The 21,647-nt window shown below is 62.9% G+C and carries 19 protein-coding genes and 1 riboswitch; of the genes, 11 read left to right on the top strand and 8 right to left on the bottom strand.

The annotated features are described in order from the left end of the window. Positions 1–43: 43 nt before the first annotated feature. The 4 genes from V7787_RS37995 to tkt all read right to left on the bottom strand — a co-directional run bounded on the left by V7787_RS37995 (position 44) and on the right by tkt (position 4,678). On the bottom strand, positions 44–295 hold the full coding sequence (locus V7787_RS37995; protein ID WP_020193575.1) for a hypothetical protein: 252 nt from the start codon (positions 293–295) through the stop codon (positions 44–46). After that, complete coding sequence (locus V7787_RS37990; RefSeq protein ID WP_010955537.1) at positions 295–1,458, bottom strand: phosphoglycerate kinase; 1,164 nt, start codon at positions 1,456–1,458, stop codon at positions 295–297. Before V7787_RS37990 ends, V7787_RS37995 begins: the two co-directional genes overlap by 1 nt. A 12-nt stretch (positions 1,459–1,470) precedes the next feature. Beyond that, the gene (gene epd, locus V7787_RS37985) at positions 1,471–2,529 is read right to left on the bottom strand and encodes an erythrose-4-phosphate dehydrogenase (protein ID WP_064492596.1); all 1,059 of its coding nucleotides are present in this window, start codon (positions 2,527–2,529) and stop codon (positions 1,471–1,473) included. A gap of 151 nt (positions 2,530–2,680) precedes the next feature. Next, a complete protein-coding gene (gene tkt / locus V7787_RS37980; protein WP_020191821.1) occupies positions 2,681–4,678 on the bottom strand; it encodes a transketolase in 1,998 nt (665 codons plus the stop codon). A 251-nt stretch (positions 4,679–4,929) separates the two neighbouring features. Here tkt and V7787_RS37975 point away from each other — a divergent pair, with 251 nt between their 5' ends. The 4 genes from V7787_RS37975 to V7787_RS37960 all read left to right on the top strand — a co-directional run bounded on the left by V7787_RS37975 (position 4,930) and on the right by V7787_RS37960 (position 9,585). Continuing rightward, positions 4,930–5,922, top strand: coding sequence for an ArsR/SmtB family transcription factor (locus V7787_RS37975; RefSeq protein ID WP_003249377.1), 993 nt, complete (start codon positions 4,930–4,932; stop codon positions 5,920–5,922). 18 nt (positions 5,923–5,940) lie between these two features. Then, positions 5,941–7,131: a methionine adenosyltransferase gene (gene metK / locus V7787_RS37970; RefSeq protein ID WP_003249375.1), complete on the top strand. Its 1,191-nt coding sequence runs from the start codon at positions 5,941–5,943 to the stop codon at positions 7,129–7,131. Between the two features lie 228 nt (positions 7,132–7,359). Next, on the top strand, positions 7,360–9,060 hold the full coding sequence (ligB, locus tag V7787_RS37965; protein ID WP_104886972.1) for an NAD-dependent DNA ligase LigB: 1,701 nt from the start codon (positions 7,360–7,362) through the stop codon (positions 9,058–9,060). Between the two features lie 132 nt (positions 9,061–9,192). Further along, positions 9,193–9,585 (top strand): DUF1090 domain-containing protein, encoded by a 393-nt coding sequence (locus tag V7787_RS37960; RefSeq protein ID WP_104886971.1) that lies wholly within the window; start codon positions 9,193–9,195, stop codon positions 9,583–9,585. A 74-nt stretch (positions 9,586–9,659) separates the two neighbouring features. On the opposite strand, the gene V7787_RS37955 is transcribed toward V7787_RS37960, so the two are convergent. Further along, entirely contained in the window at positions 9,660–10,118 is a 459-nt protein-coding gene (locus V7787_RS37955; RefSeq protein WP_021783774.1) for a c-type cytochrome, read from the bottom strand. Between the two features lie 119 nt (positions 10,119–10,237). Here V7787_RS37955 and mltA point away from each other — a divergent pair, with 119 nt between their 5' ends. After that, entirely contained in the window at positions 10,238–11,389 is a 1,152-nt protein-coding gene (gene mltA, locus V7787_RS37950) for a murein transglycosylase A (RefSeq protein WP_336092770.1), read from the top strand. Positions 11,390–11,439: 50 nt separating this feature from the next. Here mltA and V7787_RS37945 read toward each other — a convergent pair whose 3' ends face one another. Together V7787_RS37945 and V7787_RS37940 are read right to left on the bottom strand one after the other, a co-directional pair. After that, positions 11,440–11,826, bottom strand: coding sequence for an MAPEG family protein (locus tag V7787_RS37945; RefSeq protein ID WP_010955544.1), 387 nt, complete (start codon positions 11,824–11,826; stop codon positions 11,440–11,442). 28 nt (positions 11,827–11,854) lie between these two features. Next, positions 11,855–12,688, bottom strand: a complete 834-nt coding sequence (locus V7787_RS37940) for a DMT family transporter (protein WP_020191826.1) — start codon at positions 12,686–12,688, stop codon at positions 11,855–11,857. A gap of 282 nt (positions 12,689–12,970) precedes the next feature. Between V7787_RS37940 and V7787_RS37935 the strand changes: the two genes are divergently transcribed. Then, positions 12,971–14,206, top strand: coding sequence for a cation:proton antiporter (locus V7787_RS37935; RefSeq protein WP_064492987.1), 1,236 nt, complete (start codon positions 12,971–12,973; stop codon positions 14,204–14,206). Between the two features lie 70 nt (positions 14,207–14,276). Here the strand turns inward: V7787_RS37935 and V7787_RS37930 are convergent, their stop codons facing one another. Next, positions 14,277–14,678 carry an acyl-CoA thioesterase gene (locus tag V7787_RS37930; protein WP_003249362.1) on the bottom strand — a complete coding sequence of 134 codons (402 nt, stop codon included), beginning with the start codon at positions 14,676–14,678 and terminating at the stop codon, positions 14,277–14,279. Positions 14,679–14,856: 178 nt separating this feature from the next. Further along, positions 14,857–14,953: riboswitch (S-adenosyl-L-homocysteine riboswitch) on the top strand. A gap of 20 nt (positions 14,954–14,973) precedes the next feature. Between V7787_RS37930 and ahcY the strand changes: the two genes are divergently transcribed. From ahcY to V7787_RS37905, 5 genes are all read left to right on the top strand, one after another. Next, complete coding sequence (gene ahcY, locus V7787_RS37925) at positions 14,974–16,383, top strand: adenosylhomocysteinase (RefSeq protein ID WP_020191828.1); 1,410 nt, start codon at positions 14,974–14,976, stop codon at positions 16,381–16,383. A 166-nt stretch (positions 16,384–16,549) separates the two neighbouring features. Next, on the top strand, positions 16,550–17,395 hold the full coding sequence (gene metF, locus V7787_RS37920) for a methylenetetrahydrofolate reductase [NAD(P)H] (protein WP_020191829.1): 846 nt from the start codon (positions 16,550–16,552) through the stop codon (positions 17,393–17,395). 93 nt (positions 17,396–17,488) lie between these two features. Further along, complete coding sequence (locus V7787_RS37915) at positions 17,489–18,565, top strand: hypothetical protein (RefSeq protein WP_198747159.1); 1,077 nt, start codon at positions 17,489–17,491, stop codon at positions 18,563–18,565. Positions 18,566–18,734: 169 nt separating this feature from the next. Continuing rightward, complete coding sequence (locus tag V7787_RS37910; protein WP_012053904.1) at positions 18,735–19,523, top strand: substrate-binding periplasmic protein; 789 nt, start codon at positions 18,735–18,737, stop codon at positions 19,521–19,523. Positions 19,524–19,741: 218 nt separating this feature from the next. Further along, the gene (locus tag V7787_RS37905) at positions 19,742–21,622 is read left to right on the top strand and encodes a DEAD/DEAH box helicase (protein ID WP_020191535.1); all 1,881 of its coding nucleotides are present in this window, start codon (positions 19,742–19,744) and stop codon (positions 21,620–21,622) included. Positions 21,623–21,647 lie beyond the last annotated feature (25 nt).

The raw sequence follows: 21,647 nt of genomic DNA, 5'->3' as shown, positions 1-21,647 counted from the left end.
TCTTCAAGACCACAAATCAACGTTCAGGTTGCCTATTACCCGATCAAGGGCAACCCGGCGCCTTGCGCTGGTGGTCTTCGTCGTACTTTTCCAGGCCTTCCGGGCCCACGCGCTTGCCGATGACCGGCACAGTCTCGGCCTGCCAGTCGGACTGATAGCAACCGCCCTTGTGCGACTGCGCCGGGTCGGTATCCGAGGCCGGGCTGCCCGCGCAAGCGCTCAGCAGACCGGCCAGCATCATCACAGGCAATTGTTTGACCACCAGGCCACTCCCTTTGCCAAGCGCCGACGTCATCAGGCCTTGGCCCGCTCTTCCAGGATTGCCACAGCTGGCAGGACCTTGCCCTCGACGAACTCGAGGAAGGCGCCACCACCGGTAGAAATGTAGGAGATTTCCTTGCTGACGCCATATTTGTCGATGGCGGCCAGGGTGTCACCGCCACCGGCGATGGAAAACGCGGCGCTGTCGGCGATGGCCTTGGCCAGTACCTTGGTGCCGTTGCCGAACTGATCGAATTCGAACACGCCAACCGGGCCGTTCCACAGAATGGTTTTCGACGATTTCAGCAGCTCGGCGAAGTTGGCTGCGGTTTGCGGGCCGATGTCCAGGATCATGTCGTCGGCAGCTACGTCGGCAATGGCTTTGACGGTAGCTTCGGCGCTCTCAGCAAACTCCTTGGCAACCACCACGTCGACTGGCAGCGGCACGCTGACCTTGGCGGCAATGGCCTTGGCGGTGTCGACCAGGTCAGGCTCGTACAGCGACTTGCCCACCGGGTGGCCGGCAGCGGCCAGGAAGGTGTTGGCAATACCGCCACCGACGATCAGCTGGTCGCAAACACTGCTCAGGCTGTTCAGCACGTCCAGTTTGGTGGAAACCTTGGAGCCGGCAACGATGGCCGCCATTGGCTTGGCCGGGGCTTTCAGGGCCTTGCCCAGGGCATCCAGTTCGGCTGCCAGCAGTGGGCCGGCAGCGGCCACCTTGGCGAACTTGGCGACGCCATGGGTCGAGCCTTCGGCGCGGTGTGCGGTGCCGAAAGCGTCCATGACGAATACGTCGCACAGGGCTGCGTATTTCTGCGCCAGCTCGTCGGCGTTCTTTTTCTCGCCCTTGTTGAAGCGCACGTTCTCGAACAGCACCAGTTCACCGGCCTGTACCGCGACACCGTCCAGGTAGTCGGCAACCAGCGGCACGTCACGGCCCAGGGCCTTGCTCAGGTAATCGGCGACCGGCTTGAGGCTGTTCTCGGCAGAGAATTCGCCTTCGGTCGGGCGGCCCAGGTGCGAGCAGACCATTACCGCTGCGCCCTTCTCCAGGGCCAGCTTGATGGTCGGCAGCGCTGCCAGGATACGCGCGTCGCTGGCTACCACACCGTCCTTCACAGGCACGTTGAGGTCTTCGCGGATCAGTACGCGCTTACCTTGCAGGTCGAGGTCGGTCATCTTCAACACGGTCATGAATGCAGTCCTTCAGGGCTGTTTGTTGCGGGTTGGGTGAACGACGTGCAGAAAGTGTTCGGCAACGTCGAGCATACGGTTGGCAAAACCCCATTCGTTGTCGAACCAGGCCAGCAGGTTTACCAGGCGGGGCCCGGAAACACGCGTCTGGCTGGCATCAACGATCGCCGAATGCGGGTCATGGTTGAAATCACAGCTGGCGTGCGGCAGCTCGGTGTAGGCCAGCAAGCCTTTAAGCGGGCCTTCCAGCGCGGCCTCGCGCAGCACTCGGTTGACTTCGGCCGCACTGGTGTCGCGGGCGGTCTGCAGGGTGATGTCCAGGCACGAGACGTTGACGGTCGGTACACGTACCGCTTTGGCCTGGATTCGCCCGGCAAGTTCCGGAAGCAGGCGCTCGATGCCACGCGCCAGGCCAGTGGACACGGGGATCACCGACTGGAAGGCCGAACGCGTGCGGCGCAGGTCTTCGTGGTGATAGGCATCGATCACCGGCTGGTCGTTCATCGCCGAGTGGATGGTGGTGATCTGCACATATTCGATGCCAAACGCCTGGTCCAGCACACGCAGCAGCGGCACGCCGCAGTTGGTGGTGCACGAGGCGTTGGACACCAGGCGCTCGCTACCGGTTAGGCAGTCCTGGTTGATGCCGTAGACCACCGTGGCGTCAACGTCAGCCTCGCTGGCCATGGGCTGCGAGAACAGCACCCTTGGCGCCCCGGCTTCGAGGAAACGCTGGCCATCGGCACGGGTGTTATAGGCACCGGAACACTCCAGCACCAAGTCGATGCCCAGCGCAGCCCAGTCGATGCCTTCGGGGGTGGCACTGCGCATTACCTTCACGCAGTCGCCATTGATGTGCAGACAGTCGCCGTCGACCTTGACCTCGCCGGGAAAACGCCCGTGGGTGGAGTCGAAGCGTGTCAGGTATTCGAGGCTGGCCTGATCGGCCAGATCGTTCAGCGCGACGATCTCGAAACCGGCCTTTGCCCCCCGCTCGAACAGCGCGCGCAGGACACAGCGGCCGATACGGCCATAACCGTTGAGTGCAACTTTGTAGGGACGGTGGGGCATTCGGGGCTCACGAGACAGTTCAATTGTCGTCAGCCTGCGGAATTTGCGGTGTGGCATTCGCGGGCAAGCCCGCTCCCACAGGGTTTCATGCAACCTCTGTGGGAGCGGGCTTGCCCGCGAATGAAGGCGACACCGCCCGCAGATCTTTAAATCAGTCTTCCAGCAGCTCTTCGGCAGTACCGAGGATGTTCTCCAGGGTGAAGCCGAACTCTTCGAACAATGCCGAAGCCGGCGCCGACTCACCGTAGGTGGTCATGCCGATGATACGACCTTCCAGGCCGACGTACTTGTACCAGAAGTCGGCGTGGGCAGCTTCGATGGCGATGCGCGCACCGACTTCCAGCGGCAGCACGGACTGCTTGTAGGCAGCGTCCTGGGCATCGAACACGCTGGTGCACGGCATGGAAACCACGCGCACCTTGCGGCCTTGCTCGGTCAGCTTGTCGAAGGCCTGAACAGCCAGGCCCACTTCGGAACCGGTGGCGATCAGAATCAGTTCAGGCTCGCCGGCGCAGTCCTTGAGCACATAACCACCGCGGCTGATGTCGGCGATCTGCTGGGCATCGCGGTCCTGGTGCTGCAGGTTCTGGCGCGAGAAGATCAGCGCCGATGGGCCGTCCTTGCGCTCCAGGGCGCTTTTCCAGGACACAGCGGATTCCACCGCGTCGGCCGGGCGCCAGGTGTCCAGGTTCGGGGTGCTGCGCAGGCTGGTCAGCTGCTCGATCGGCTGGTGCGTCGGGCCGTCTTCGCCCAGACCGATGGAGTCGTGGGTGTACACGTGGATCACGCGCTGCTTCATCAGTGCCGACATGCGCACGGCGTTGCGGGCGTATTCCATGAACATCAGGAAGGTCGCGCCGTAAGGTACCAGGCCACCGTGCAGGGCAACGCCGTTCATGATGGCGGTCATGCCGAACTCGCGCACGCCGTAGAACACGTAGTTGCCGCTGGCGTCATTGGCTTCGACGCCCTTGCAACCTTTCCACAGGGTCAGGTTGGAGCCGGCCAGGTCAGCCGAACCGCCGAGGAACTCGGGCAGCAGCGGGCCGAAGGCGTTCAGGGCGTTCTGGCTGGCCTTGCGGCTGGCGATGGTTTCGCCTTTGGCAGCCACTTCGTTGATGTAGGCCTGGGCCTTTTCGCTGAAGTCGGCCGGCAGCTCGCCGCTGGCACGGCGCTTGAACTCGGCAGCCAGCTCCGGGTAGGCCTTGGCGTAGGCGTCGAAGCGCTGGTTCCACTCGGCTTCAACCTTGGCACCGGCGGCCTTGGCATCCCACTCGGCGTAGATGTCGGCCGGGATTTCGAACGGGCCGTGGTTCCAGTTCAGGGCCTGGCGGGTCAGGGCGATTTCGTCGTTGCCCAGCGGGGCACCGTGGCAGTCTTCCTTGCCCTGCTTGTTCGGCGAACCGAAACCGATGGTGGTTTTGCAGCAGATCAGGGTCGGGCGATCGCTCTTGCGGGCGGTCTCGATGGCCATCTTGATTTCTTCGGCATCGTGGCCGTCGACGTTGCGGATCACCTGCCAGTTGTAGGCTTCGAAGCGCGCCGGGGTGTTGTCGGTGAACCAGCCGTGCACTTCGCCGTCGATGGAGATGCCATTGTCATCGTAGAAGGCGATCAGCTTGTTCAGGCCCAGGGTGCCGGCCAGCGAGGCGACTTCATGGGAGATGCCTTCCATCATGCAGCCGTCGCCGAGGAACACATAGGTGTTGTGGTCGACGATATTGTGGCCGTCACGGTTGAACTGGGCAGCCAGCACTTTTTCGGCCAGGGCGAAGCCCACGGCGTTGGCGATACCCTGGCCGAGCGGGCCGGTGGTGGTTTCAACGCCTGGGGTGTAGCCGTATTCCGGGTGGCCCGGGGTGCGGCTGTGCAGTTGGCGGAAGCCTTTGATGTCATCGATGGTGACGTCGTAGCCGGTCAGGTGCAGCAGCGAGTAGATCAGCATCGAACCGTGGCCGTTGGACAGCACGAAGCGGTCACGGTCGGCGAAGCTCGGGTTGCTCGGGTTGTGCTTCAGGTAGTCGCGCCAAAGCACTTCGGCGATATCCGCCATGCCCATGGGGGCACCTGGGTGGCCGCTGTTGGCCTTTTGCACGGCATCCATGCTGAGGGCACGAATGGCGTTGGCACGTTCACGACGGCTGGGCATCGCTGATCTCCTAGGGGGCTTGAATAGGTGGTGTCACGAAAAAGGCGGCCATTTTCGCCCACTGGGGGCGCTTGGGGCAAACATTTAAGCGCCAAGCGCCAGCTTTAAGCCGCAACTGAAGAAGCAGAGCGCGACTCGGGGCGCCCCAAAGCGTGTAACTTGAGGCTTTCGGCTTGCAGCACATCGCCAATATCAAAACTTTTTGATATTGGCCTTGCTAGGGCATCGATGCCTGTCTAGACTGCCGCCCCATGAATCTGCGTGCGCAATCGATCCCCGAGCAACGCGAAACATTGGCCGCCCTGTGCAAAGCCAGTGGCGATGCGTTGCGCCTGAACGTATTGCGCGCCTTGGCCAATGACTCGTTCGGTGTGCTGGAGCTGGCGCAGATCTTCGACATCGGCCAGTCGGGCATGAGCCATCACCTCAAGGTGCTGGCTCAGGCCGACCTCGTGGCAACCCGCCGCGAAGGCAACGCCATCTTCTACCGCCGTGCCCTGCCCGATGGCCTGCGCCTGGGTGGCCGGCTGCACGCGGCGCTGCTCGAAGAAGTCGACGACCTGGCCCTGCCGCCCGATGTGCAGGCGCGCATAGCCCATGTCCAGCAGCGCCGGGCGGCCACCAGCCAGGACTTCTTCCTGCGCGTGGAAGAGAAGTTCCGTGCCCAGCAGGACCTGATCGCCGGCCTTCCGCAGTACCGCGACAGCCTGCTGGCGCTGCTCGACAAACTGCATTTCGACCCGGCCGCCAGCGCGCTGGAAGTCGGCCCCGGCGACGGTGGCTTCCTGCCCGACCTGGCCCGGCGCTTCGCCCAGGTCACCGCCCTGGACAACAGCCCTACCATGCTCGAGCTTGCGCGCCAGGTGTGCCAGCGCGAAGGGCTCGACAACGTGAACCTGCAGTTGGCCGATGCACTGGGTGCAACGGATGTGGCCGCCGACTGCGTTGTGCTGAACATGGTGCTGCACCATTTCAGCGACCCGGCCCTGGCCTTGCGCCAGCTGGCCAAACGGGTGAAGGCAGGCGGCAGCCTGCTGGTCACCGAACTGTGCAGCCATGACCAGGGGTGGGCGCGCGAAGCCTGCGGCGACCTCTGGCTGGGCTTCGAACAGGACGACCTGGCGCGCTGGGCCAACGCTGCCGGGCTGGCCCATGCGGACAGCCTGTACGTGGGCTTGCGTAACGGTTTCCAGATCCAGGTCCGCCATTTTCAGCGGACGGCTGGCGACATACACCATCGGTAAATTTCAGGAACCTTCGAGATGAGCGAATACTCCCTTTTCACCTCCGAGTCCGTGTCCGAAGGGCATCCGGACAAGATCGCCGACCAGATTTCGGACGCAGTCCTTGATGCCATCATCGCTCAGGACAAATACGCCCGCGTAGCCTGCGAAACCCTGGTCAAGACCGGTGTCGCCATCATCGCCGGCGAAGTCACCACTTCGGCCTGGGTCGACCTGGAAGACCTGGTGCGCAAAGTCATCATCGACATCGGCTACAACAGCTCCGACGTCGGCTTCGACGGCGCCACCTGCGCCGTGATGAACATCATCGGCAAACAGTCGGTAGACATCGCCCAGGGCGTGGACCGCTCCAAGCCGGAAGACCAGGGCGCCGGTGACCAGGGCCTGATGTTCGGCTATGCCAGCAACGAAACCGAAGTCCTGATGCCTGCACCGATCTGCTTCTCGCACCGTCTGGTAGAACGCCAGGCCGAGGCGCGCAAGTCCGGCCTGCTGCCATGGCTGCGCCCGGATGCCAAGTCGCAGGTCACCTGCCGCTACGAGAACGGCAAAGTGGTCGGTATCGACGCCGTGGTGCTGTCGACCCAGCACAACCCGGAGGTTTCGCAGAAAGACTTGCAAGAAGCCGTGATGGAGCTGATCGTCAAGCACACCCTGCCGGCCGAACTGCTGCACAAAGGCACCCAGTACCACATCAACCCGACCGGCAACTTCATCATCGGTGGCCCGGTGGGTGACTGCGGCCTGACTGGCCGCAAGATCATCGTCGACTCTTACGGCGGCATGGCCCGTCACGGGGGTGGCGCGTTCTCCGGCAAGGACCCGTCCAAGGTCGACCGTTCCGCCGCCTACGCCGGCCGCTACGTGGCCAAGAACATCGTCGCCGCCGGCCTGGCCGAGCGTTGCGAGATCCAGGTGTCGTACGCCATTGGCGTGGCCCAGCCGACCTCCATCTCGATCAACACCTTCGGTACCGGCAAGGTCTCCGACGACAAGATCATCCAGCTGGTGCGCGAGTGCTTCGACCTGCGTCCGTACGCCATCACCACCATGCTCGACCTGCTGCACCCGATGTATCAGGAAACCGCTGCCTACGGCCACTTCGGCCGTACTCCGCAGCAGAAGACTGTCGGCGACGACACCTTCACCACCTTCACCTGGGAGCGCACCGACCGCGCCCAGTCGCTGCGTGACGCTGCCGGCCTGTAAGCTTCCTGCAGCGCCAGACGAAAGCCCCTGCCGAGCGATCGGCAGGGGCTTTTTTGTGCCTGTCACGGCATGTTCATCGCCCGTGAGATCGAGCGCCGCGCTCGTTTCTTGCTCCGCCTCGGGCTTGGAGACGAGCACCAGCGAAATATCACCTGACAACTGCACGCACCGCCCGCCCCGCCACCCGCCTACGCTAAGCGCTTCCCCGCCATGCAAGGATGCCAGGCCATGCCGTACCTGTTGTTGTTCGCCCTGCTATTTGTGCTGAACACCCCATTGGCCAGGGCTGCCTCATGCCCACACTGGAACCCGCAACAGGCCAAGGCCGAAGTTGCGCAACTGCGCGCCACGCTTGCCCGATGGGACGAGCACTACCATCGGCAGGGCATAGCCCTGGTGGCCGACGAACTGTACGACCAGAGCCGCGAGCGCCTGAACCACCTGCAGCAGTGCTTCGCGGTTGGCACCAGCCCCTCCCCCCTGGCCAGTGCTCGCGGCCCGGTCCCCCACCCCGTGCCGCATACCGGCGTCGACAAGCTGGCAGACCGCCAGGCCGTGGCGCGATGGATGGCCGGCAAGACCGGCGTGTGGGTACAGCCCAAGGTCGACGGCGTAGCCGTTTCCCTCACTTACCAACAGGGCCGATTGGTGCAGCTGACCAGCCGGGGGGACGGTGTACACGGCCATGACTGGAGCCGACACATCCCACAGCTCGGCGCTGTCACCCGGCAGTTGCCTGAGGCGGTCGACCTGCACTTGCAAGGTGAGCTGTATCTGCGCCTGGACGAACATGTGCAAGCCAAGGCAGGCAGCGCCAACGCCCGGGGTACCGTGGCAGGGCTGCTCGCACGCAAGCAACTGACTGGCGCACAAGGCAACGCTATCGGCCTGTTCGTATGGGGCTGGCCGCACGGCCCCGAGCAACAGGCCGAACGCCTCGCCCAGCTGGCACGACTGGGTTTTCCGGATAGCCAGCTTTACAGCATCGCCATCGATACGCTGGAGGATGCAGCACACTGGCGCGAGCACTGGTATCGCTCTGCTCTGCCCTTCGCCACCGACGGTGTGATCCTGCGCCAGGGCAGTCGGCCACCTGCCGAGCGCTGGCAGGCCAAGGCGCCCTACTGGATCGCGGCCTGGAAGTACCCCTATGCACAAGCCTTGGCCGAAGTACGCGACGTGCGCTTTCGGGTCGGCCGCACTGGCAGGGTCACGCCCGTTCTTCACCTGCAACCCGTTACCCTCGATGACCGGCGCATTACCCAAGTCAGCCTTGGGTCGCTGGCGCGCTGGCAACGCCTGGATATTCGCCCCGGCGATCAGGTGGCCGTCAGCCTTGCCGGGCTGACCATTCCCCGGCTCGAACACGTCGTGCACCGCGCTGTAGAGCGCCAACCGATAACCGCACCAGCACCCGACCAGCATCATGCCCACAGCTGTTGGCAGGCCAGCGAGGGCTGTGATGAGCAGTTCATTGCCCGCCTCACCTGGCTTGGCGGTAAACAGGGCCTGGCCTTGCCACGCACCGGGCCCGGCACATGGCGTCGGCTGGTCGAAGCTGGCTTGGTAACGTCCATGACCGACTGGCTGCAGCTCGATGCCGAGCGCCTGCAGCAGGCCCCCGGTATCAGCAGGCTCACTGCGGCACACCTGATGGGCAGTTTCGACGAAGCTCGCTCACGCCCATTCGATCAGTGGCTGCGCGCCCTTGGTATGCCCATTGGCAAGCATTTGCCACTGACTGGCGACTGGCAGGCGCTGGCCTCACGCAGTGCCGGGCAATGGCAAACCGTGCCCGGCATCGGCGCAAAACGCTCGCGCCAACTTGTGGAGTTTTTCGCGGCCTCCGAGGTGCAAGCCATTGCCGCACAGTTGGCCGAAGCCGGCATAGAAGGTTTCCGGACCCCACCCCAGCGCATTGAGCAATGATTTTTTACCAAATAGTGCGTAGGAAAAACCCGAGACTCCGGCAGAAAACCTCACCAAGGGTTTCTAAATGGGCAAAACCAAGGCAGGATTTCCCCCAACTTTTGCTGCCCCGCCCCGTTAGGGAGGCTTTTCATGAAACGTATTTCGACTCTTTTCCTGCTCGCAACACTGGGCCTGGCCGCGGGCACTGCTCAGGCTGCCCAGCCGGATGCCGGCCTGACCGGTTGCGCCGCCAAGCGCAGCGCCATCGAAAACCAGCTGAAAATTGCCCGTGACCACGGCAACAGGGACCAGGTTGCAGGGCTGGAGGAAGCCCTGCGCGGTGTGGACAACTGCACCGACGCCAGCCTGCGCAAGGAACGTGAGCAGAAGGTGCTCGATGCGCGTCACGAAGTGGCGCAGCGGGAAAAGGACTTGAAGAAGGCAGAGAAGAAAGGCGACGCCGAGAAGATCAACAAGCGCAAGGACAAGCTGGCCGAGTCGCGTAAAGAGCTGCAGGAAGCGGTCGACGCTCTCGACCGCTAAGGCATCTGGCCGGCAAGCCTGGTCTTTGTGGAATTTGTACACGCCTCGAAGGTTTGCGCAAACAGCACAGCCATTCAATGATTACGAAATTCGCTATGACAGGCCTTGCACGCAGCCTCGACCTTGTCCATCGGTGCCTTCAGTTGCGCAGCATCCAGTGGCTGGTTGCGGGTGACATCGACCAGTTCGCCGGTGACGCCCTCAAGCTGCCGGGCCAGGTCATGGAACCGCGCCTGGCGCTCCCACACTTCGGCACGGGCGGCGCTGTCACCACCATCGCGCACCTGTGGAAAATGCTGCCACGGCTGATGCGACAGGCTGTCCAGCTTCAGCGCACCGTCGGCAAACTTCACCCCGTCGAACGGCAACCGGCCACGCAGCATGCCGCCGAGGTCCTCGCTGGTCTTGAGCATGTCCTTGAAGATCACCTTGCGTTTGCCCAGCGGCGAATTCGGGTCAACCCGGTCACAACCCGTCAGAGCCCCTCCCAGGGCAAGTGCTGCCAGCAGAACAACGGTCAATCGCTTCAACATCACGCTCACTTCGGCCTACGCAAATGGGCGGCCAGTATCGCTGCCCCTGGGCCAAACACCAATAGCCACATAAAAGACAGGGGCGAACCTTCATGTTCGCTCATGACAGGAATGCACACATGAAATCTGCCCTGCGCCACCTGGCCTGGACACTGCCGGTGCTGGCTTTGCTGGCCGGCTGCAACGGCGGCGAGAGCGCCAAGCCCGAGCCCCACGCTGTCGCCACCTATGCCCCGGCCACTTGGAAAGACTTGCCGGCCGTCAGCGATGAAGACCTGCTGGCAGGCTTTTATGCATGGCGCAACGGCTGCGAAAAACTCAAGCGCGACGCGGTGTGGGCCGCCACCTGCGAAGCGGCCGGCAGCGCCACAGCCAGCGCCGCCCAAGTGCGAACCTTCCTTGAGCAGAACCTGCAGGTGTACGGCCTGCGCTCTGCAGAGAACAATGCCAACGGCCTGATTACCGGCTACTACGAGCCAGTCTACCCAGGCAGCCTGAGCCAATCGGCAACCAACCATGTGGCGGTCTACGGCATCCCTGATGACATGATCGTGGTCGACCTGGCCAGCGTGTACCCCGAACTGAAGGGCAAACGCCTGCGCGGCCGCCTGGAGGGTCAGGTGCTCAAGCCCTACGACACGGCCGAAGTCATCAACCGTAATGGCGTCAAGGCACCGGTGCTGGCCTGGCTGACCGACCCGATGGACCTGCAATTCCTGCAGATCCAGGGTTCTGGCCGGGTGCAACTGGAAGGCGGACGTCAACTGCGCCTGGGCTACGCCGACCAGAACGGCCACCCCTATCGGCCGATCGGCCGCTGGCTGGTGGAGCAAGGTCAGCTGAAAAAAGAAGAAGTGAGCATGGGCGCCATTCATGCCTGGGCCCAGGCCAACCCGCAGCGCGTACCAGAGCTGCTGGCCAGCAACCCCAGCTACGTATTCTTCAGCACCCGCCCGGACAGCAACGAAGGCCCGCGCGGCTCGCTGAACGTACCGCTTACCGCCGGCTACAGCGTGGCCATCGACCGCAAGGTGATTCCCCTGGGCAGCTTGTTATGGCTGTCTACCACACGCCCGGACGGCACGCCGGTGGTACGACCGGTTGGCGCGCAAGACACCGGCGGGGCGATTACCGGCGAAGTGCGTGCCGACCTGTTCTGGGGCACCGGGCCGGAAGCCGGCGAACTGGCCGGGAACATGAAGCAGCAAGGGCAGATCTGGATGCTATGGCCCAAGGGCCAGCCACTGCCTGAGGTACCCAAGGTACCTTGATCGTTGTGGCTATCTTCGCGGGGGCTGCCCGCGAAGATGGCCAGCCGGTTTCAGATGGAAACCACGAAGAACGACACGATCAGTGCCAGGCTGGCAAACCACACCAGCGACCGCAAGGCAGCCCAGTCGGCCAGGTAGCAGATGATGTAAAGCAAGCGGCTGGTGATATACATCACCCCCAGCACATCCTGGGTCACCTGCTCTGCATTGCCCACGATATCCGCCACAAGCACCGCCGCAGCAAATGCCGGAAACGCTTCGTAGCCATTCTGCTGCGCTGCATGAGCACGCCGCGGCAGGCCCGACAAGGTATCGAGAAAGGCTCGCGGATCGTGATTGTCCTTAAGGCCGAAACGGCCACTGCTCGCCTTGGCGATCAAGGCACAAAGCGGGTTCAACAGCAGCGCAATCAGGATGCACCACAGGGCAACAGTCATGGACAGGACTCCTTGTTCAGTCTTCAGTTCAAAGCTTCATTACCAGCATGCCGGCCAACACCAGCCCGCAAGCTAGGAGTCTTGGCCCGCCAAAAGGTTCTTTGAGGTAGCGCATGCCCAGCAGCACCACCAGGATCACGCTCAACTCCCGCAGTGCCGCCGCTTCGGCCACTGACCCCAGATGCATGGCCCACAGCACCAGGGCATAGCTGAACAATACGCAGAACCCTACCGCCAACCCAAGGCGCCATTGGGTTCGCCAGAACAGTACGAATGGCGCCCGCCGCGCTACGCCCGCCAACAACGGGAATTGCCAGGCGCTGAGCAGGGTCAGCCAGACCAGGTAATCCCACGGCTTGCCCCACAGGCGCACGGCCTGGCCGTCGAACCAGGTGTAGCAACCAATGCACAGGCCAATCAAGGCAACTACCGGCAGCATCGACCATGGCAGCCGGTCACCGCCGCCGCCCTGCCACAACAGGCAGGCCATGCCACAGGGGATCAACAGGATACCGATGATCTGCTGCTGGCTCAGCGATTCCCCGGCAAAGGCCAGGGTCAGCCCCAGCACCACCAGCGGTGACAGCCCGCGCATCAGAGGATAGACCAGCCCCAGGTCGCCCACGCGGTAGGCCTTGATCAGCAGATAGCGGTACAACTGCTCAGCCAGTGCCGAAGCTACCAACCAGGGCCAGATTTCAGCAGGCGGAACATCGACGAAGGGCACCGCCAGCACCGCGAAGGCCAGCGCTACCGTGTCCATGCTGGCAATTACCAGCAAGCGCTCGCCACTGAATTTGATCAAGGTATTCCAGGTTGCATGCAGCAGGGCGGCAACCAGCACCAGAGATGTTGCCAACACGCCTTCTTGTCCTTATGGCTTTTCATGGCTGTGAATATATAGCGTTCAGGGGGGCTTTGTGGGAGCGGGCATGCCCGCGAAGAATGCAACTCGGTGTATGGCACCGGCTTTGCCGGTGTTCGCGGGCACGCCCGCTCCCACAGGGTAACCAGTGCAGACTGTCACGGGAACGATTTGGACTAATTCGGTCAAACCCTGTGCCCCGAACCCCGAGCCAGGTCATCAAAGAACTGCCCGAGTCACTCGGGTAACGACTTGGAAGCCACTGTTACAGGATTCGGGATGCTTGAATTAGTTGCCGCGTTTATCTGCCTCACCACCCTTCTTACCTATGTCAATTACCGCTTCATCGGCCTGCCCCCCGCTATCGGCGTGATGGTTACGGCGCTGTTGTTTTCCCTGATATTGCAAGGCCTGAGCCTTGTCGGCTTCCCCGGCCTGGAAGAGCGCGTCGAAGGGTTGATGAACCAGATCGACTTCAACGATCTGCTCATGCACTGGATGCTGGCGTTCCTGCTGTTTGCCGGCGCCCTGCACGTCAACCTCAGCGACCTGCGCAGCTACCGCTGGCCGATCGGCCTGCTGGCCACCTTGGGCGTGCTGATCGCCACCGTGGTCATCGGCTACCTGGCGCATTGGGTGTTTGCCCTGTTCGGCTGGCAGGTGCCCCTGATCTACTGCCTGCTGTTCGGTGCACTGATCTCACCGACCGACCCGATTGCAGTGCTTGGCGCGCTGCGTACTGCCAATGCGCCCAAACCGCTTAAAACCACCATCGTCGGCGAGTCACTGTTCAACGACGGCACGGCAGTCGTGGTATTCACCGTGTTGCTGGGCATCATCCAGCTGGGTGAAACACCGAGCATGGCCGACACGGCGATCCTGTTCGCCCGCGAGGCCATTGGCGGTGTGGTGTTCGGTGGCCTGATCGGCTACGCCACCTACCGCATGATCAAGAGTGTCGAGCAGTATCAGGTGGAGGTCATGCTGACCCTGGCGCTGGTAATCGGTGGTTCGGCGATGTGCTACGAGCTGCATGTGTCGGCACCGATCGCCATGGTGGTGGCAGGCCTGATCATCGGCAACCTGGGGCGCAACCTGGCGATGAATGACATGACCCGCCGTTACATGGACGGTTTCTGGGAGCTGATCGACGACATGCTCAATGCCCTGCTGTTCGCATTGATCGGCCTGGAGCTGTTGCTGCTGCCGTTCAACTGGATGCACCTGGCGGCCGGCGGCGTGCTGGCGCTGGCAGTGCTGCTGTCGCGCCTGTTGACGGTGGCCCCGGCGATCGTGCTGCTGCGGCGCTGGCGCCCGGTGCCCAAAGGCACGGTGCGGGTGCTGACCTGGGGCGGCCTGCGCGGTGGCGTGTCGGTGGCACTTGCGCTGTCGCTACCGCTGGGCGATGAACGGGACCTGCTGCTGTCGATCACCTACATCGTGGTGTTGTCGTCGATTCTGGTGCAGGGGTTGAGCATTGGGCGGGTGGTGCGCAAGGTCAGCGCCCAGCCTTGAGAATGCCGGGGCCGCTTTGCGGCCCATTCGCGGGTTCACCCGCGAAGAGGCCGGCACAGGCAACCAGGGTCTATTCGACTGCCGAATCCGGGAACTGGTCCTGCACGTACTTGATCTCGGTGCGCCCATGGGCTGCCGGCAAGCCATCCTCGCCCAGGTTGACGAACACCATCTTGTCGACAGTCAGAATGCTCTTGCGGGTGATCTTGTTACGCACTTCGCACTTGAGGGTGATCGAGGTGCGGCCGAACGCGGTAGCGGTGATGCCCAGCTCGATGATGTCACCCTGACGCGAAGCACTGACGAAGTTGATTTCCGACATGTACTTGGTCACCACACGCTGGTTGCCCAACTGGACGATGGCGTAGATCGCCGCCTCTTCATCGATCCAGCGCAACAGGCTGCCACCGAACAGGGTGCCATTAGGGTTGAGGTCTTCGGGTTTAACCCACTTGCGGGTGTGAAAGTTCATCTGTACTCCTGACCTGCTTGGCTAACGTGTAGCAATGATGGCAGAGCGGCTGCCTTCGCTCCATTGAACATCGACTATCGTCGCGATTAATCGACGGAAAACCTTGGGCAAGCCGGCGGGGACAGCTATAATCTGCGCCGTTTTACATGGTTGCCCACAGCGGTGCCATGCCCGCCACCTGTCCGAGGGGCGCTGCAGCAGGCTAGGCCTGTCAGGCTCGGATGGGGCGTTGCTCGCTCCCGCGAGCGCTTAACGCACAACGGCGCCCATTCGCACATTACGAATGGAGGCTCTCATGAGCGCTGCAAACATGCCTGCTGGTTTTACCGATTACAAAGTCGCCGACATCTCCCTGGCCGCCTGGGGCCGTCGCGAAACCATCATTGCCGAATCGGAAATGCCTGCGCTGATGGGCCTGCGTCGCAAGTACCTGGCCGAGCAACCGCTCAAGGGTGCGAAGATCCTGGGCTGCATCCACATGACCATCCAGACCGCCGTGCTGATCGAAACCCTGGTTGCCCTGGGTGCCGAAGTGCGCTGGTCGTCCTGCAACATCTTCTCGACTCAAGACCAGGCCGCCGCCTCGATCGCCGCCGCCGGTATCCCGGTGTTCGCCTGGAAAGGTGAAACCGAAGAAGAGTACGAGTGGTGCCTGGAGCAGACCATCCTGAAAGATGGCCAGCCATGGGACGCCAACATGATCCTCGACGACGGTGGTGACCTGACCGAACTGCTGCACAAGAAGTACCCGCAGGTACTGGAACGCGTGCACGGCGTGACCGAAGAGACCACCACCGGCGTACACCGCCTGCTGGACATGCTGGCCAAGGGCGAGCTGAAAGTCCCGGCGATCAACGTCAACGACTCGGTCACCAAGAGCAAGAACGACAACAAGTACGGCTGCCGTCACAGCCTGAACGATGCCATCAAGCGTGGTACCGACCACCTGCTGTCGGGCAAGCAGGCCCTGGTGATCGGCTACGGTGACGTGGGCAAGGGCTCGGCCCAGTCCCTGCGTCAGGAAGGCATGATCGTCAAGGTCTCCGAAATTGACCCGATCTGCGCCATGCAGGCCTGCATGGACGGCTTCGAGCTGGTCTCGCCGTTCATCGACGGTATCAACGATGGCACCGAAGCCAGCATCGACAAGGCCCTGCTGGGCAAGATCGACCTGATCGTGACCACCACCGGTAACGTCAACGTCTGCGACGCCAACATGCTCAAGGCCCTGAAAAAGCGTGCCGTAGTCTGCAACATCGGCCACTTCGACAACGAGATCGACACCGCCTTCATGCGCAAGAACTGGGCCTGGGAAGAGGTCAAGCCGCAGGTTCACAAGATCCACCGTACCGGCGCTGGCAGCTTCGACCCGCAGAACGACGACTACCTGATCCTGCTGGCCGAAGGCCGCCTGGTCAACCTGGGCAACGCCACTGGCCACCCAAGCCGCATCATGGACGGCTCGTTCGCCAACCAGGTTCTGGCACAGATCTTCCTGTTCGAGCAGAAGTTCGCTGACCTGCCGGCCGAAAAGAAAGCCGAGCGCCTGACCGTTGAAGTGCTGCCGAAGAAACTCGACGAAGAAGTGGCCCTGGAAATGGTCCGCGGCTTCGGCGGCGTGGTCACCCAGCTGACCAAGCAGCAAGCCGACTACATCGGCGTGACCGTCGAAGGCCCGTTCAAGCCGCACGCCTACCGCTACTAAGCGGCAAGCATGAAGCTGCAAGTGGCAGGCAAAGGCATACCGTGCCGTTGCCACTTGCAGCTCCGGAAACACAGATCTTGAACGACGCCCAAGCCAGACCGGCCATCACCGATCTGGCTTTTACTTGCAGCTTGCCGCCAGACGCTTGTTGCCAGAGGAACGCCTGATGTCACAAGAACGCCGCTACAGTTTCGAGTTCTTCCCGACCAAGACCGATGCCGGTCACGAAAAGCTGATGGGCGTCGCCCGCCAGCTGGCCACCTATAACCCGGACTTCTTCTCCTGCACCTACGGTGCCGGTGGCTCGACCCGCGACCGCACGCTCAATACCGTGCTGCAGCTGGAAAGCGAAGTGAAGATACCTGCCGCGCCGCACCTGTCGTGCGTGGGCGACACCAAGGCCGAATTGCGTGCCCTGCTGGCCGAGTACAAGGCAGCCGGCATCAAACGCATTGTCGCGCTGCGTGGTGACCTGCCGTCGGGCATGGGCATGGCCAGTGGTGAACTGCGCTATGCCAGTGACCTGGTCGAGTTCATCCGCCAGGAGACCGCTGATCACTTCCACCTGGAAGTGGCTGCCTACCCGGAAATGCACCCGCAGGCGCGCAACTTCGAGGCGGATCTGGCCAACTTTGTGCACAAGGTCAAGGCCGGTGCCGACAGCGCCATCACCCAGTACTTCTTCAACGCCGACAGCTACTTCTACTTCGTCGAGCGTGCACAGAAGCTGGGCGTGGAGATTCCGGTGGTACCGGGCATCATGCCGATCACCAACTACAGCAAGCTGGCCCGCTTCTCCGATGCCTGTGGCGCCGAGATCCCGCGCTGGATCCGCAAGCAGCTGGAAGCCTATGCCGACGACACCGCCAGCATCCAGGCCTTCGGCGAAGAAGTGATTACCCGCATGTGCGAACAGCTGTTGCAAGGCGGCGCGCCGGGCCTGCACTTCTATACCTTGAACCAGGCCGAACCGAGCCTGGCGATCTGGAACAACCTGAAGCTGCCGCGCTGAAATCTTTTGGCAAAGTCTGCTTAAGAAATGATTAAGGCTTTGGTCATAGACTAAAGCCTTATTCATTTTCGGGTTAAACAGGTCTTGCCTGCCATGCAGCACACCCAACCTTCGCGCCCACAGCTTGTATACCTGGCTTTTGGCCCGGCAACCTACCATCAGGAAGCCTGCTTCAGCATCGTCAGCGCCCTCGCCCAGCTAGGCAGCGCAGCCGGCGAGGCCATGGACATCCAGGTCTACACCGACAATGCGCAGCCCTACGCCAGGCTGCCCGTCACCGTCCACCTGCTGGACGAGGCCACGCGCCAGGCATGGAATGCCCCGCACGGTTATCACTTTCGCAGCAAGCATGTGCTGCTGCGCCAGGTACTGCAGCAACACCCGCTGGCAGTGCTGATCGACACCGACACCTTCTTCCGCACTTCGCCGATGCATCTGTTCGCCCGTGTGACGCCCAACCGCCTGCTGTGCAACGCCATCGGCACGCGCTACGGCGCTGACCAGAAGTGCCTGTTGTACAAGAACCTGCTGGCCATTCTCGAGTCCCGGGGACTGGCCGACTGCCAGATGCCGCTCGTCAATTCCGGCGTTATCGGCCTCACTGCCGAGAACTGCGACACCCTGGACCGCTCCATCGCCATGATGGACGAATTCTACCCCTTGGCTCGGGAGGCCTATACCCTTGAGGAGTTCTGCCTGGCAGTAGCGGCCTACCGCAACCTGGAGCTGGCCGAGTGTACCGATGTCATTCATCACTACTGGAGCCGGAAGGCGCAGTTCCGCGCCAAGATCCAGGCCTGGCTGCGCAAGCACGAGCACGACCCACTCAGCCCCTCGGCCTTGGCCGACGTTGCGCTGGTCAACGACCAACTGCCGCGGCCACCCACTCTGCACCGCCTGGGTTACAAGGCGTTGAGCCTGACCCTGCCCAGTCACGAGCGCCAGTTCGCCCGCGAATTGCTCTATGGCTGCTACCCCTACCCCAATGAGTTCGATCGCGCCTGTGCGTCTGCCTGGTGGGACAAAGCCCTGGAAAACCTCAATGACCGCTACGGCCACGTGGAGCCCGAGCGGCTGCGTCAGTGCCTGCGCCATCCGGGGCTACGGCTATCGCTGGGCGAGCGGCGCAAGGATATCGAGGCGCATCTGCTGCGATCCACCCAAGCCTGATGTGCCCGCAAAACTCATTGCCTTGCGCGGTCTTGTGGGAGCGGGCGTGCCCGCGAAGAGAGCAACCCGATCGTTGACACCGGCTTCGCCGGTGTTCGCGGGCACGCCCGCTCCCACATCGATAATGCATGCCTTTACCGTACACCGGCCGAGCGCGTAATCTCCGGCCATGCCACATATCGCCCGTCTGTTCTGGATCCTCCTGCTCGTTTGCCTGAGCCCGTTGGCTCTGGGCGAACGCTTGCGCCTGGTAACCGACGACTGGGCACCTTATGTGTTTCAGCACAACGGCCAACCGCGCGGCATCGACTATGAAGTCGCCAGCCAGGTCTTCGCACGCCTCGGCGTCGAGGTGGAGTGGCAATTCCTGCCTTGGAAGCGCTGCTTGGCGATGGCTGAGCAGGGCCTGGCCGATGGCATTCTCGACATCTTCCAGACGGACGCGCGCCAACCCTACATGGTGTATGGCTCCGAACCCATGTCGGAGGTCGAATTCGTCCTGTTCCAAAGCCGCTCGCGCCGCCATGCCGTCACCCACCTGGACGACCTCGCCGGCCTCACCGTCGGCACATCGCCCGGCTACGCCTACGGTAAAGCGTTCACCGAGGCCCCACACTTCAAGCGCGAAGCCGCACCCACCCACGAAGCCAACTTCGGCAAGCTGGTGCTGGGCCGTATCGACCTGGCGATCACCGACCGCAGGGTCGGGCATTACCTGCTCCGCCAGCTCGGCCTGCAACAGCAAGTCGAAGAACTGCCGCTGGTAGTCAGCCGCCAGGCGCAGTATTTAGGCCTGGTGCGCAAGCCTGGGCGCGAGGCACTGGCCGTGGCCTTTGCCGAAGAGCTGCAGCGGTTCAAGCAGGAGCCGGCCTATGCAGCGATCAGCAACCGCTACACAAGCGACACTGGAAACATTCTCAACGCCGTTGAGCAGCAGGAAAGCAGCACAGCGCGATAGCTCTGTTATACTCGGGCCTTCCCGCCCGGCTCACGCCCGGACGCTCGGCCTCGCAACAGGCATCCCGATCGGTACCGACGCCCCTTCGCGTCCAGCCTCCGTTTCCCGGATGTGCAGTGAAAGCCCAGCTGGACCGGACGCGATCGCATTTCATCGATGCCCGTCGCGCCAGGCAGAACATCCCAACGGGCCCAGCCCACACGAGAACAGGATCGCCCATGTCCTTTGCTTCCCTCGGTCTCTCCGAGGCTCTTGTCCGCGCTATCGAGGCTGCGGGCTACACCCAGCCGACCCCCGTGCAACAGCGGGCTATTCCCGCCGTGTTGCAAGGCCGCGACCTGATGGTTGCCGCACAGACAGGTACGGGTAAAACCGGCGGCTTCGCCCTGCCGATTCTCGAGCGCCTGTTCCCGGCCGGCCATCCCGACAAATCGCAGCGCCACGGCCCACGCCAGCCTCGCGTGCTGGTCCTGACACCGACCCGCGAACTGGCAGCCCAGGTGCATGACAGTTTCAAGGTCTATGCCCGTGACCTGCCACTGGTCAGCGCCTGCATCTTCGGCGGCGTTGGCATGAACCCGCAGATCCAGGCCATTGCCAAAGGCGTTGATGTGCTGGTCGCCTGCCCAGGCCGCCTGCTCGACTTGGCCGGTCAAGGCAAGGTCGACCTGGCCCACGTGGAAATCCTGGTACTTGATGAAGCCGATCGCATGCTCGACATGGGCTTCATCCACGACGTCAAGAAGGTCCTCGCCCGCCTGCCGGCCAAGCGCCAGAACCTGCTCTTCTCGGCCACCTTCTCCAAGGACATCACCGACCTCGCCGACAAGCTCCTGCACAACCCGGAGCGTATCGAGGTCACCCCGCCGAACACCACCGTCGAGCGTATCGAGCAGCGGGTGTATCGCCTGCCTGCCAGCCACAAGCGTGCCCTGCTGGCGCACTTGATCACCTTGGGCGCCTGGGAACAGGTGTTGGTGTTCACCCGAACCAAGCATGGCGCCAACCGCCTGGCCGAGTACCTGGAAAAGCAAGGCCTGACCGCCGCCGCGATCCACGGCAACAAGAGCCAGAACGCCCGCACCAAGGCTTTGGCCGACTTCAAGGCCAACAGCGTGCGCGTACTGGTCGCCACCGACATCGCTGCCCGCGGCCTGGACATCGACCAGTTGCCCCACGTTGTCAACTTCGAGCTGCCGAATGTCGAGGAGGACTACGTCCACCGCATTGGCCGTACCGGCCGTGCCGGTCGGTCGGGCGAAGCAATTTCCCTGGTCGCGCCAGATGAAGAGAAGCTGCTCAAGAGCATCGAGCGGGTGACCAAGCAGCGCATCGCGGATGGCGACCTGATGGGCTTCGACGCCAGCCAGGTAGAAGCCGAGAAGCCCGAAGCACGCGAGCGCCCACAGAACAACGGCCGCGGCGGCCGCAACCAGCAAGCCCGTGGCGAAGGTGCTAAAGACAGCAACGGCGGCCGCAAGGACAAAGGCAAGGACAAAGGCAAAGCCAGGCAGCAAGCTGCGGCCAAGCCGGACGACAAGGAAAAGAGCGGCGACAAGCAGCAACCGCGCAAGCCGCGTGACAAGAAACCACGCCCGCAGCAGGCCAGCAGTAACAGTGTTCCGAAGCCGCCGGCAGACCGCGACCCGGAAGAATTCCTGGACGACGAGCTCGATAACTTCGGTAACCGCGCCGACTATGTCAGTCCGTACCAGGGCAAGAACCAGGGCCGCAACCGCCGCCCGGGTGGTGCTGGCCAAGGTCAGGGGCAAGGCAATGGCCAACGCAGCAACGCTGGCGGCCAGGGCCAAGCCCGCAATGGCGGCCAGCCACGCAGTGGTGGCGGAGAAAAACGCCCGCCCCGCGCCAACAACGGTGGCGGTGCCCGTCGTGATGGCGGCGGTGGCCGTGGTCGCCCTGCGCGTGACGATGCTGCCCGGCAAGAGCCGGCTGTGCGCAACCCGCGTCAGCCGGAAAAACAGCCAGTGATCATTCGCAAGGAGTCCAAACTGGACCGTTTCCCGACGCCTGAGCAACTGGATGACCTGCCAAGCCGCCCACGCGGTGAGCGCCCAGCGCTGCTGACCCGCAAGGGCTGATAGAAGTACCGAGGGGGCTGCTTCG

Source organism: Pseudomonas sp. CGJS7, from assembly GCF_036961695.1.
This window is presented reverse-complemented; position numbering and strand designations above follow the sequence as displayed.

Excerpts from the sequence above, each read along its gene's own strand:
- V7787_RS37995 (WP_020193575.1), bottom strand. The coding sequence starts at position 295 with ATGACGTCGGCGCTTGGCAAAGGGAGTGGCCTGGTGGTCAAACAATTG.
- V7787_RS37990 (WP_010955537.1), bottom strand. The coding sequence starts at position 1,458 with ATGACCGTGTTGAAGATGACCGACCTCGACCTGCAAGGTAAGCGCGTA.
- epd (WP_064492596.1), bottom strand. The coding sequence starts at position 2,529 with ATGCCCCACCGTCCCTACAAAGTTGCACTCAACGGTTATGGCCGTATC.
- tkt (WP_020191821.1), bottom strand. The coding sequence starts at position 4,678 with ATGCCCAGCCGTCGTGAACGTGCCAACGCCATTCGTGCCCTCAGCATG.
- V7787_RS37975 (WP_003249377.1), top strand. The coding sequence starts at position 4,930 with ATGAATCTGCGTGCGCAATCGATCCCCGAGCAACGCGAAACATTGGCC.
- metK (WP_003249375.1), top strand. The coding sequence starts at position 5,941 with ATGAGCGAATACTCCCTTTTCACCTCCGAGTCCGTGTCCGAAGGGCAT.
- ligB (WP_104886972.1), top strand. The coding sequence starts at position 7,360 with ATGCCGTACCTGTTGTTGTTCGCCCTGCTATTTGTGCTGAACACCCCA.
- V7787_RS37960 (WP_104886971.1), top strand. The coding sequence starts at position 9,193 with ATGAAACGTATTTCGACTCTTTTCCTGCTCGCAACACTGGGCCTGGCC.
- V7787_RS37955 (WP_021783774.1), bottom strand. The coding sequence starts at position 10,118 with ATGTTGAAGCGATTGACCGTTGTTCTGCTGGCAGCACTTGCCCTGGGA.
- mltA (WP_336092770.1), top strand. The coding sequence starts at position 10,238 with ATGAAATCTGCCCTGCGCCACCTGGCCTGGACACTGCCGGTGCTGGCT.
- V7787_RS37945 (WP_010955544.1), bottom strand. The coding sequence starts at position 11,826 with ATGACTGTTGCCCTGTGGTGCATCCTGATTGCGCTGCTGTTGAACCCG.
- V7787_RS37935 (WP_064492987.1), top strand. The coding sequence starts at position 12,971 with ATGCTTGAATTAGTTGCCGCGTTTATCTGCCTCACCACCCTTCTTACC.
- V7787_RS37930 (WP_003249362.1), bottom strand. The coding sequence starts at position 14,678 with ATGAACTTTCACACCCGCAAGTGGGTTAAACCCGAAGACCTCAACCCT.
- ahcY (WP_020191828.1), top strand. The coding sequence starts at position 14,974 with ATGAGCGCTGCAAACATGCCTGCTGGTTTTACCGATTACAAAGTCGCC.
- metF (WP_020191829.1), top strand. The coding sequence starts at position 16,550 with ATGTCACAAGAACGCCGCTACAGTTTCGAGTTCTTCCCGACCAAGACC.
- V7787_RS37915 (WP_198747159.1), top strand. The coding sequence starts at position 17,489 with ATGCAGCACACCCAACCTTCGCGCCCACAGCTTGTATACCTGGCTTTT.
- V7787_RS37910 (WP_012053904.1), top strand. The coding sequence starts at position 18,735 with ATGCCACATATCGCCCGTCTGTTCTGGATCCTCCTGCTCGTTTGCCTG.
- V7787_RS37905 (WP_020191535.1), top strand. The coding sequence starts at position 19,742 with ATGTCCTTTGCTTCCCTCGGTCTCTCCGAGGCTCTTGTCCGCGCTATC.